This is a genomic window from Bacillus sp. C1, from assembly GCF_054570475.1.
The window spans coordinates 459173-471858 of the sequence record NZ_JBTMZT010000001.1 but is presented as its reverse complement, the minus strand read 5'-3'; the positions used below and the strand labels follow the sequence as shown (position 1 = coordinate 471858).

The 12686-nt window shown below is 35.6% G+C and carries 11 protein-coding genes; all 11 read right to left on the bottom strand.

The annotated features are described in order from the left end of the window. Positions 1-13 precede the first annotated feature (13 nt). On the bottom strand, positions 14-181 hold the full coding sequence (locus ACX5JI_RS02540) for a hypothetical protein (protein ID WP_459499524.1): 168 nt from the start codon (positions 179-181) through the stop codon (positions 14-16). Positions 182-666: 485 nt separating this feature from the next. Beyond that, entirely contained in the window at positions 667-876 is a 210-nt protein-coding gene (locus tag ACX5JI_RS02535) for a hypothetical protein (protein ID WP_064469355.1), read from the bottom strand. Between the two features lie 979 nt (positions 877-1855). Then, a complete protein-coding gene (locus ACX5JI_RS02530; RefSeq protein WP_459499523.1) occupies positions 1856-2335 on the bottom strand; it encodes a hypothetical protein in 480 nt (159 codons plus the stop codon). Positions 2336-2394: 59 nt separating this feature from the next. Continuing rightward, a complete protein-coding gene (locus ACX5JI_RS02525; RefSeq protein ID WP_448160911.1) occupies positions 2395-2664 on the bottom strand; it encodes a hypothetical protein in 270 nt (89 codons plus the stop codon). Positions 2665-3465: 801 nt separating this feature from the next. Further along, positions 3466-4437, bottom strand: a complete 972-nt coding sequence (locus ACX5JI_RS02520) for a tyrosine-type recombinase/integrase (RefSeq protein ID WP_265996325.1) — start codon at positions 4435-4437, stop codon at positions 3466-3468. A gap of 165 nt (positions 4438-4602) precedes the next feature. Continuing rightward, complete coding sequence (gene spo0A, locus ACX5JI_RS02515; protein WP_459499522.1) at positions 4603-5397, bottom strand: sporulation transcription factor Spo0A; 795 nt, start codon at positions 5395-5397, stop codon at positions 4603-4605. Between the two features lie 283 nt (positions 5398-5680). Next, positions 5681-6982 carry a SpoIVB peptidase gene (gene spoIVB, locus ACX5JI_RS02510; protein WP_459499521.1) on the bottom strand — a complete coding sequence of 434 codons (1302 nt, stop codon included), beginning with the start codon at positions 6980-6982 and terminating at the stop codon, positions 5681-5683. A gap of 118 nt (positions 6983-7100) precedes the next feature. After that, positions 7101-8840 (bottom strand): DNA repair protein RecN, encoded by a 1740-nt coding sequence (gene recN, locus ACX5JI_RS02505; RefSeq protein ID WP_459500262.1) that lies wholly within the window; start codon positions 8838-8840, stop codon positions 7101-7103. A 234-nt stretch (positions 8841-9074) separates the two neighbouring features. After that, positions 9075-9524 carry an arginine repressor ArgR gene (gene argR, locus ACX5JI_RS02500; RefSeq protein ID WP_459499520.1) on the bottom strand — a complete coding sequence of 150 codons (450 nt, stop codon included), beginning with the start codon at positions 9522-9524 and terminating at the stop codon, positions 9075-9077. 142 nt (positions 9525-9666) lie between these two features. Beyond that, complete coding sequence (locus ACX5JI_RS02495) at positions 9667-10503, bottom strand: TlyA family RNA methyltransferase (protein WP_459499519.1); 837 nt, start codon at positions 10501-10503, stop codon at positions 9667-9669. 3 nt (positions 10504-10506) lie between these two features. Next, a complete protein-coding gene (gene dxs / locus ACX5JI_RS02490; protein WP_459499518.1) occupies positions 10507-12399 on the bottom strand; it encodes a 1-deoxy-D-xylulose-5-phosphate synthase in 1893 nt (630 codons plus the stop codon). Positions 12400-12686 lie beyond the last annotated feature (287 nt).

The following is a 12686-nucleotide window of genomic DNA, read 5'->3' as shown; positions in this document are numbered from 1 at the left end:
CCTTCCTTAAATATTAATCTCTTTGTTCTGCTTCCCATTCATCATAATCCTTGTCATAATTATCAAGATTACCGTCTCTTTCAAAATAGTCATCGATATCTGGACGTCTATCATAATCCCAATTGCCTTCTGAATCGTCTGGATGATAATCTTCTGGGTCATTTCTGTAATCATCTAACATAATAAATTACCTCCTTTCATTCATTATAAAAACATTATACATAGATATTTTAACAGAATCCATTATCTATTAAAAACAGATATAATTCCCAGACAATTCAACTTCATTAAAATAATTTTACCTACTATCATTTGTTTTTCTTTATAACTTGATTCTATGATATACTTACAATAGAACGAGGGGCTTCACTCTTCCCTCTATGAACTTTATCTGTATCTATTTATTTTTGCGTCTAGTTTACTTATTAGCTAGACGTCTTTTTTATTTCTTCTCATTTGCTGATTTTCCCACAAAAAAAGAACCTCGTCATTAAACGAAGTTCATCTAGGGTATTTTGCATGAAAATAGAATTTTATCCTTATTTCGATAGTAGCATAATCAAATTCAAACTACAATCACACTTACTAGTAAAATTAGCCTGCTGAGATTGCAAAATCTAGCCATTTAGTTTTGCTTTTACGTACCATTGCATTGCTAATCTTCTTCTAGCCTTTTTTGTTATACCAATTTGCTAGTAGTTTAAGCACGATTGCTACGATTAGTACGATTGTTGTCGCAATTCCAACGTAATCAAGTAATTCAGGTGTTTTATAACTTGTTGTTGATATTACCAAGATAAGAAACAACGTTAAAACAATTAAGTCACTATCTTGTCTTAGTGGATTGATGCTTATCCCCTCTGTCTTTCTTCTCATTTCTTCACCTTCTTATTTATTTTTTAATCTATACATCGTTTAAATTCCATATTACCTTATCATCGAAAGTAGTAGTTGTTTATATATTCCCCTACCGTAGTCGGTGGTGTTTGCTACCGCACTTCATTTCGTTCGCTGAACCCTTTCCGTAAGGTAAAGCCTGTTCATCTCTTCGTACTGGTTTAGATGCCAAGGTCTCGAATTGAGATTGGTTGCATCGATGACAAACGATTATAGCTTGTAAAAACTATACCATCTGTATATAGCTTATCGACTTCGTATTCAGCTGTACGGTGCAATCCTCATACCCAACACCGTTCCCTTTCGGGTGATTCATTATATAAAACCGCATATCGCTGCTTACGAGTAACTGATTAACCCCAGTCGTACAACCATGTCTTACTTCGCCCCCACTCTTTGCCATTAATTTCTTGGTTATCATCGTTATTAGATTTTACGTACCATAGGCTTTCTTTAATGCAAGGTTTATTAATTTATTCATTTTAGAAGATACTAAATGCTAATAGTTAATATTGCGTAAGATTTCATAATATATTGTTGCGTAGTATTAACTTCTTTCCCGTCTTATACAGTAATAAATACAATATTTTTCGTTAGTTTGTCACATTAATTGATAACAAATTAAAAATTATCTCCCTTGAATAATTACAACTAAACTGCCGTAGCCCATTTACCAACGATAAAAAAACAATGGAAAACCGCTTTTTATTTAAATGTTTTACGCCTCGTATTTCTCAGCTACTTCGTAAACCTTTTTAATATTGTCGTTTAGTAGTTTCATAACCGTATCTTTTGAAACACCCGTATCAATAGAGTTAACCAGTAACTCCGAACTAGAAAGTACATAGAAAATGGAGTCTTCGTATTCTCTAGGTAGTTTTAAGGTTTTTACACGGTAAAATTCTTCCTTCACTTTTGATAAAGATGCTTCCATTATCTGTTGCAATGTCCATTTTATTTATTTATTTAATTGTTCGAAGCGGCTTAACACTAATTCTTTTTGCTTATTTAACCTTTCTACTCGGTCCAAATACGCTTCTTTTAATACTTCTCCTACATTCATACAAACATATATAAAACGTTCTAAATCCTTACCGTCAACGCTTTGCAATATCGCATGAAATAACTCCTCATTTAATGTATCTATTAAAAACCCCCTAACTTCAACACCTTCTCCTTCTCCCAAAACACTCATGTATCCATATGTATAAACTGGAAATAATAAATAATCTTCCTCATTCATAAAAATGAAATCAACATACTTTTCAACTTGTTCCTTCGCCTTTATTAATTCTTGTGCCGTTGAAATAGCGTCAGTAGTTCTATTACATCCCGACGTAAAATATTGTATTGCAACTTCCCCTAGTAATCGAATTTGTCTCTCTATCTGAGATAGCGTTTTCAATTCCTCAATAGCGTCTTTAGTTGTTTGACTCATTTCTACTAAATCTCCTTAAAAGTCTATTTAAAAAACCTCTGTATAGCTATTTTAAGCATTTAAAATGGTAACGGATTATATTGAACATCTACCGCCATAATATAAGCTATTTTGACCGCTTTTCCCTTTTCTAAGTTGACAAACTTCTCCTTATTTTCCTCTTTCTCAAAATAAGTAATTAATTTTTCAAGTAACACACTCTCATCTATTTTGTTCTTAAACTCAATTGTATAAGTATATTCTTCTGTACCATTGGTTCTCATAGTAATTGGATATCTATACTCATGTTCTCCTTGTGGAATCTCTAAGATTTCGTTAAGTGTAACCATTTGTCTCCTACTCTCTTTTATATAAATTGGATAAATTTTCTTTATTCTACTCTCATTTTACCATATTCCTTTATGACTTCGTCCCCCTATTGATTTTTTCTTTATCATCAATCACCTTTATTCGAAGTCGCAACAAAAACGTATTGACATCGCTGGTCTGTTTTTCATCATGGGATGAGGGTAACAGGACAACGGCTAGGGTAAAGAATAACTACCTTATATCGCAAAAACGAAAAGGTTAATGCGACATAAAGCAGACATTCTGTTTCCATGGTCTATCGGGTTAAGGAATCCGTATAGTAACACCTCGTTTGAACACTAGATTTTCACCTACAACGAACTTTTAACATGTCATGCTTGTCCAACATGCTGAAAAATTTAGGAAAGGAATTGTACTGCTGACATATCCTTAATTACTCGTAACCTAATGTTACCTTTCTTATTCGTCGCTACCTGTACCGCAGTACACCAAGCAACCACCAAACTGATTATGTGCGTTCTCCACATAGACTAGACACAAGCAAACGAGGAAAGCTTCTAACGTGCCTACGAACCCCATTTTCTGACGTTGGCTGGTTCTCACCTGTTCAAGTGTTTATCGTGGTGTTAGGTCATTCCCACGTTCGGAAATCCCTGTACTTTCCCTTGTAAAAAGGCAATAACTAACTAAGCCCCTTGCTATCCATTTTTCAAAAATGGTATAATACAAGTGCTAAATGTACGGAATATCCGGTATTTAATTTTAAAACACGACTTTTAACTTTGGGTCACCTATTGCAGTAGGTGGCTTTTTTCTTTGACTTAAAATTTCATACTTGCTAATGGCGAATGACGTTGATATTTATTTTTAATCTCATCATCAGTAAAGTCTAAATACGCCCTTTGAGTTACTTCTACCGATGAATGACCTAATACCCTAGACAAGCTAAACCAATCACCACCATTAAGAACATAATACTTTGCAAAGTTATTTCTTAACTGGTGAGGTGTGAAATGTACACCTACCTTTTTACCAATACTTCTAATACTCGCCTCAAAATTATTGACGTTCAACATTGTCCCTCTTATCGTAGGAAACAAATACTCTGCATCACTAAATCTATCCCTATATTTCAACCAACGCTTTAAATCGTTAGCCATGATATTAGAAAAATACACATATCGTTGTTTTCTATTTTTCGGATTCGTAATTAGGATACTTTTATTTTTTATATCCAGGTCTTCGGCTTGCATACTACAACATTCTCCTGCACGTATACCTGTATCTAAAATAAGTTTAATCATGACGTAACTTCTAAACCCATGGAATGTACTTATATCAATTGAGTACAAAACTTTCTTTATTTCATCTACCGATAACAATACCTTTTGTTTCCGTTGCGGCTTAATGGATTCAATATTGGATATTGGATTCTTAGCAATATCCTCTTCAGCTTCTAAAAAGTTGAAAAACACCTTAATATTGCGAAGATAATTAGCAATTGTTGTTTCACTAATGGTCTTTCCATAATCAGTTCTACGTGTTGGATAATTAATTTGTTCACTAGCTGTATTAGATGTAAATGTGTATTTACCACGTTCCCTTAAATATTTAATATACGTCCGAATATGAAGAGGTTTTACCTTATCAACATCTGTAATTTTTAATTCTCTTTCTAAATATGAAGCAAATAACTTCAACGTTTGGTCATATGACCGAATTGTTTTCCTACTTAAATGCTTTGCATCGCAATGAAGCAAAAAGTTTTCGACATTCATCTGAAAGTTATTCATACAACAAAAAAACCCCCTAACTATTGGAATTAAAATTTCAATCCAATAAATAGAAGGTTTTTAAATTAACCGCCAATTACGTATGTACTTTATTGCCTACATACGTAATTCGTTGGTTATTAAATTTTGTTATGAAATACGCTTAACACCTTGATAATACAGCGTTTATGAAGCCTTATGTTCAAGTCTCAGCTTATCCGCAACCATTGCGATGAATTCGGAATTCGTCGGCTTTGCTTTTGACATGGATACAGTATAACCAAATAAGGACGAGATTGAATCAATATTTCCGCGGCTCCACGCAACTTCAATTGCATGGCGGATTGCACGTTCTACACGACTTGCTGTCGTATTATATTTTTTCGCAATATCTGGATATAAAACTTTTGTAATAGATCCAAGAAGCTCGATATCGTTATATACCATAGAAATTGCCTCTCGTAAATACATGTATCCTTTAATATGAGCTGGTACACCAATTTCGTGAATGATGCTTGTAATACTTGCATCTAAATTCTTCGGTTTCCCATCTACTGTTGTTGCCGATCGGAAAGATGGTAGTGGACGTTTAATGGTCGCATTCGTCTTACCGCTTACTTGACGAATATGGCTCGTTAAATTTTCCATATCAAATGGTTTTAAAATGAAATAAGAAGCACCTAAGTCGACTGCTTTTTTCGTTACATCTTCTTGCCCAAACGCTGTTAACATAATAACATTCGGCTGCTTCAGTCGTTCAATATGTCGCATTTTTTCTAATACCGCTAGACCATCTAAATGCGGCATAATAATATCTAAAACGAGTACATCTGGTTGTTTCTCTTTCAATAAATTTAAACATTCCTGACCATTATATGCAATCCCAATTACTTCCATATCATCTTGGGCAGCAACATAACTTTCTAACATGGATACAAGCTCTTTATTATCATCCACAAGACATACTTTAATTTTCTCCACAGCTTTTCCTCCCTTACCGAATCGATTCTCCCGACATGTGTAAGCTTCTAGGCTACATAAATTGTTCGACAATTGTGTGAAATTTCCCTTTTAAAGTTTCTTAATTTCCGATAAAATCACAAAAAAACATGTTTATCGTTCATTTATTGTCTTTCTTTACACATTCCATCATAGGTTTACAATGAAACATTCACTCTTTGCTTTTATTTTACAACAAAAAGCAGCTCTTGCGGAGATTTTACAAAATTTCAATGAATTTCACAAAAAAACAAGCTGATGTTAGTCAGCTTGCTTTTTTCTCTTGCTCATAAATATTAATTCCCGCTTCATGTAGCATCCACTCAATGTGAACACCATACCCTGAAGTTGGATCGTTAACAAATACGTGTGTAACAGCACCAATCATTCTTCCATTTTGAACAATTGGACTACCGCTCATCCCTTGAACAATACCTCCTGTTTTCGCTAGCAAACGCTTGTCTGTAACTTTTACAACCATCCCTTTCGTAGCTGGGAATTTTTGCGGTACTGTACTTACAATTTCGATATCAAATGCTTCAACTTTATCTTGATCGATAACGGTTAATATTTTCGCTGGTCCTTCTTTTACTTGATGAGATAAAGCGATCGGCAGTGCCTCATCCATTACGCCATTTTTCACACCTGTATTTAATTTACCAAAAATACCAAATGGACTATTTGTCGTAATGTTACCAATTATTTCACGGTCTGGTGAAAATCTTGCTAATTTTTCTCCTGGATTTCCATGACTACCTCGCTCGATAGAAGTAACTGTTGAGCGAACAATTTGCCCATCCTCTACTTGAATTGGTTTTTTTGTATCATTATCAGATATAACATGACCAAGCGCCCCGTATTTCATGGAATTCGGATGAACAAACGTCATTGTTCCAATACCAGCCGCTGAATCGCGAATGTATAAACCAATTCGATACGATGACTCGCTATTATCTTTCTCTGGTATTAGTTTTGTACGGATATGCTTACCATCTCGTAATAAGACAAGATTCAGCGCTTCCCCCGTTCGTCCACTATCATGGATAAACGGGGCCACATCACTCATTCTCTCAATTACTTTTCCATTAATTTCAGTAATCATATCTCCAACTTGTACACCAGCCGCTTCTCCAGGTGATACCTTACCTTTCTCTGTTTGAATTAAATGATAGCCAACAACAAGCACACCTTTTGTATTCAGTTTCACGCCAATCGATTGCCCACCTGGAATCACTTTAAAATCTTTTAGTACTTTAACATTTACTTTTTTCACTGGAAAACCAGCGAGTTGAAAAACCATATCTGCTTCACCAATTTGGTGCGAATTTACTACAAGTCCCGATTTTTGTTCTGTATTTGAACTTACTGTAAAGACACTGTGATTTGTCGATGAAGCCTGGAAAACTGGAAATGATGCTATTTCTGATTGTTGTCCCTCAAAAATAACGAGTTGCTTTGGGGATGAAATAAACGTACGCAGCGGTTTAAAACATCCGATAAAAATTAATGAAACAAGGAGACAAAGACCTATTATTTTTCGGAATTGCTCTAATTTCAATTCGTTCACTCTCCTCGCTCCTACCCCACATTCAGCCTCACGACTTCATCTTTTAATTTCTCCTTGCAACGCTTTGTTTATAACCGGAAGAATTAAGAAATCATCATTTGAGCAAAAAAGCTATCCATTATTGGATAGCCTCTGCTGTCTGTTTAAAACGATGTGCTTGTGTAAGTAACTCTTTAGCATGTTCCGTCGTTAAATCAGTAATTTCCACACCAGAAATCATTCGAGCGATTTCCGTTACCTTATCTTCTATACTTAATACCGTCACTGATGTAATCGTCCGATCATTTGCAACTTGTTTACGGATAAATAAATGCGAGTCCGCCATCGATGCTACTTGAGGTAAGTGCGTAATACAAAGTACTTGCGAGTTTACAGATACACGATAAATTTTTTCCGCAATCGCTTGTGCTACCCGACCACTCACTCCCGTATCTACTTCATCAAAAATGACAGATGCAACACCTTGATGCTTAGAAAAAATACTTTTCAGAGCTAAAATAATACGGGATAATTCCCCACCAGAAGCTACTTTCGAAAGTGCTTTTAATGGTTCACCTGGATTCGTTGAAATATAAAATTCCACATGATCATATCCATCAGCCGTTAGTTTCACTGGAGTCCCTTCTATAAGCGGGTCATCAATGATTCCTTCTCTTTTTACAATCCTCACTTCAAATTTTGTTTTTTCCATATACAGTTCTTTTAATTCTTGGTGGATTGCATTTGTAAGATGGTTTGCAAGCTCATGACGCATATTACTCAATATCATTGCTTCCTTCAAAATTACACTTTCTAATTCTTTTAGTTTCTTTTTCGTCGTTTCAATATGTACATCTTTATTTTCAATTGTAAAAATTTCTTGCTCTATTTTATCAGCATACGCTAAAATCTCTTCTACAGTATTTCCATACTTTCTCTTTAGCATACGAATTTCGTTTAAACGTGTTTCAATTTCATCTAAACGATTTGGATCATATTCCATCATATCTAATTTTTCCCGAAGCTGATAGGCAACTTCTTCTAATAAATAGTAACTATTAGCAATCGAATCATGATTCTCTTGATATGCTTCGTCTAAGTGTGTGATACTCTCCATTTGTCCCATCGCATTTCGTACATGATCAAGCCCACTGCCATCTGCACTTAACAAACGGTATGCATCACCAAGCGCCTTGTAAATTTTTTCGAAGTTAGAAATTTTTAATCTCTCTTCCGTCAATTCATTTTCTTCATCGGCCTTCAAATCCGCTTTACGAATTTCCTCATGCTGAAATTGAATTAAATCTAACCGATGCGCCATCTGTTGTTCATTCTCTGTTAAAGATTTAAGTTGCTTTTTTAATTGTTCATACTCACCGTATACACCTTGATATATATCCAATTGGTTTACGATACGATTTCCATCAAAATGATCGAGCATAAACAAATGACGCTCCTCATTCATCAAATCTTGCGTCTCATGCTGACCGTGAATATCGACAAGTGTTTTCCCAATTTCTTTTAATATACTGAGTGTGACAAGTTTACCATTTACCCGACATACACTTTTCCCGTTTGCAGCGATGTCACGTTTTAAGATAATCATCCCATCTTCAATTTCAATATCCAACTCTCCAGCTTTCGCAATACATGGATGCTTATCATCCTCTATATAAAATAAGCCTTCGATTTCAGCTTTCTCTGTTCCATATCTAACAAACTCTGCTGAACCGCGCCCACCAACAAGTAAGCTAATTGCATCAATAATAATGGATTTTCCAGCACCTGTTTCACCACTCAAAACAGTTAAACCTTTTTGAAAAGAAATATTTAATGACTCAATAATAGCAAAGTTTCTAATCGATAATTCCGATAACAATGCCCCATTCACCTCGTTATAAACTAATCCTCTATTAAGAGCTCCCGCCGAATGCGTTTTACTCAAGTAGTTATTACTTATATCATTTCTTCTAGCCCGCTCCATTGTACCAAACATTTGTTTTACGGGTCAATCCATCGATTTTTTAACTTTACTCTAAAAAACACTATTTTGCCTATAATAAAAATATCTTGTTTACTTTCTGCTTTAAGCAAAAAAGTAAACAAGATTTTTTTACAGCATATTTAAGAAACGATCTGATACAACACCTGTATCATCAGGTGTACGACAAATAATTAAGCAAGTATCATCACCACAAATGGTTCCAATAATCTCATCCCATTCTAAATGATCAATAAGTGCTCCGAGTGCATGTGCATTACCCGGTAATGTCTTTAGCACAAGCATATGTCCTGCTGTGTCTAACTTTACAAACGAATCAACAAGATTTCGTTTTAATTTTTGTAACGGATTAAACCTTTGATCTGCCGGTAAGCTATATTTATAGCGACCATCATGTAATGGCACTTTTACTAAGTGCAACTCTTTAATGTCACGTGATACAGTTGCTTGCGTTACATTAAAACCTTCATTACGTAAAATATCAACTAGTTCATCTTGTGTTTCGATTTCTTTATTCGCAATAATTTCTCTGATTTTAATATGGCGCTGACCTTTATTCATACATTTGCACCTCACACTATCTCTTACCATAGTTTAAACATTGGTATATTTCACTTATTTATGTTAACTTATAATCGTTTACTTGTACATAATTGTTTTTACAATCATTATACAATTCCAACAAAAAGAGGAACAACAACTGTTATTCCCCTTTCCCTTTTTGTTTTAAGGCCTCATGGGCTTCTGTTACAACTTGTTCTACAGCCGGAGAATGATTTTCACCAATTTCACGCTCACCATGCCACTTTAAATGAATTAAAAACTCAATATTTCCATCTCCACCTGTTATAGGAGAGAATGTTAAGTTTTCAACATCATATCCTTCTTTTATAGCAAAATCAACAATCATTTCTACGACAGCTTCATGAACTTTACGATCCCGAACAATACCTTTCTTGCCGACCTGCTCTCTTCCAGCTTCAAATTGCGGCTTAATCAAAGCTGCTACATCACCATTTGGAGTAAGGATTGTTTTTAATACCGGCAAAATAAGCTTTAACGATATAAATGAAACATCAATACTCGCAAACTGCGGTAAACCGCGCTCTAAATCAGCCGGTGTTACATAACGGAAATTCGTTCGTTCCATAACGACAACACGCTCATCTTGACGAAGCTTCCAAGCGAGTTGATTGTATCCTACATCCAAAGCGTAAGATAATTTCGCACCATTTTGCAGCGCACAATCGGTAAAGCCACCAGTTGATGAACCAATATCCAACATGATTTTATCTTGTAAATCAAGATTGAAGGCTTGTAATGCCTTTTCCAATTTGTAACCGCCACGGCTTACATATGGCATAACTTGTCCTTTTACCGTAATCGGTGTATCTTGCGGTATTTTTTCTCCTGGCTTATCGAGTCTCATTTCATTTGCATAGACAAGTCCCGCCATAACAGCACGTTTTGCCTTTTCACGCGTTTCTATAAGCCCTCGTTCTACTAATAGTACATCTACTCTTTCTTTTTTTACACTCATTTGTTACGCCCTTTTTTGTTTTGATGGAATCATTGTATGAATACGGTCCACAACAGCATCTGTCGTTAAACCAATTTCTTCTAATAGCTTTGTAACACTACCGTGTTCAATGAAATGATCCGGGATGCCCATACGTTCAATTAAAGCACTATGATATCCGTGCTCAGTCGCGAATTCTACTACACCCGTACCAAATCCACCGATCAAACAAGCTTCTTCAATTGTTAAAATAGGCATGTTCTTTCCTAGTAGTTCATGTAAATATGTTTCATCCATCGGCTTAATAAAGCGAGCATTTACGACTTTTACTGAAACGCCAGCTTTTTCAAGACGCTCCGCCGCTTCCATCGCCATCGGAATTGTTGTACCAAATGTTAAAATCGCTACTTGCGTACCTTCTTTTAATGTTTCCCATGTACCAATTGGAATCGCTTTGAATTCCTCATCCATTTGAACACCAAGTCCATTTCCACGAGGATAACGCAGCGCAATTGGCCCATCTTCATATTGCATCGCCGTATACACTAAGTGCTGACCTTCATTTTCATCTTTCGGCATCATAAGTACTATATTCGGTAAATGGCGTAAAAACGCAATATCAAACACACCTTGATGCGTTTCGCCATCTGCTCCAACTAAGCCTGCACGATCAATTCCAATGAAAACATTTAAGTTTTGACGGCATATATCATGAACAACTTGATCATATGAACGCTGCAAGAAAGTTGAATAAATTGCTAAAAATGGCTTCATTCCTTGCGTTGCCATTCCAGCGGCCATAGTCGTTGCATGTTGCTCAGCAATTCCTACATCAATCATACGATTCGGAAACTCTTTATGAAAATTCTCAAGTTTAGAACCCACTGGCATCGCCGGTGTAATCGCAACGATACGCTCATCCGTTCTGGCAAGCTTACGAACTGTTTCACTCACAACAGAACTCCATGCTGGTGCAACTTCTTTCGGTTTCACAAAGTCTCCCGATTCAATTTTATATTGTCCTGTTCCATGCCAAGTTCCAATAACATCACTTTCAGCAGGTTTATAACCTTTTCCTTTTTTCGTAATGACATGAACAAGTACTGGTCCTTTTGTTTTCTTTGCATATTGAAGCGTTTCAAATAAGTTTTCATAACTATGCCCGTCAACAGGACCTAAATATGTAAACCCTAGCTCTTCGAAAAAGACGCCTGATACGAGTAAATATTTCAAACTATCTTTTACTTTTTCTGCCGTTGCTGCAACCTTCCCACCAACTGCCGGAATTTTCTTAAGCAAATACTCTAATTCATCTTTCACCCACTGGTATTTCCCAGCTGTACGTAAACGGCCCAGTACATTATGAAGAGCACCAACATTCGGGGCAATCGACATTTCATTATCGTTAAGAATAACAATCATATCTGTTTTTTCATGTCCAATATGATTTAATGCTTCTAAAGCCATTCCGCCTGTTAAAGCACCATCGCCTATAATCGGTATAACATATTCTTTCTTTTTCTTTAAATCACGTGCCAGAGCCATTCCCATCGCAGCAGATAATGAAGTCGAACTATGACCTGTTTCCCATACATCATGCTCACTCTCGCAACGTTTTGGGAACCCACATAGACCTTTATATTGTCTTAATGTGCCAAACTCTTTTGCACGCCCTGTTAAAATTTTATGCACATAGGATTGATGTCCTACATCCCATAAAAATTTATCTTTTGGACTATCAAATAGTTTATGCAGAGCAATTGTGAGTTCTACTACACCTAGGTTAGGAGCAATATGTCCACCTGTTTGAGAAAGCTCTTCAATTAAAAACTTCCGAATATCCTCACTCAGTGCCTCTAGTTCGCTGATAGACATATCTTTCAAAAAACTAGGGTTTTGAATTTGCGTTAGATCCACATGGATCACTCACTTTCATTTCATAATCTGTCAACATGTCAAATATTATAAAAAATATTTGCACAACACAAGAAATTCTTTATTATTTTTCCTATTACTCTATTCTACCCTATTTTGGCAAACAATTTTCTATTCTTCTCTATGTTCTAAGAAAGTAAATCATCTCTTTTTATTAAGAAGCCACTCGGTTCCAAGATGTATTCATACTACCTAATGAAAAAAAGAGCCGCTAACACAATGTGATAACGGCAACGTAATCTAGATATATTTTTGCCAATAACAAAAAA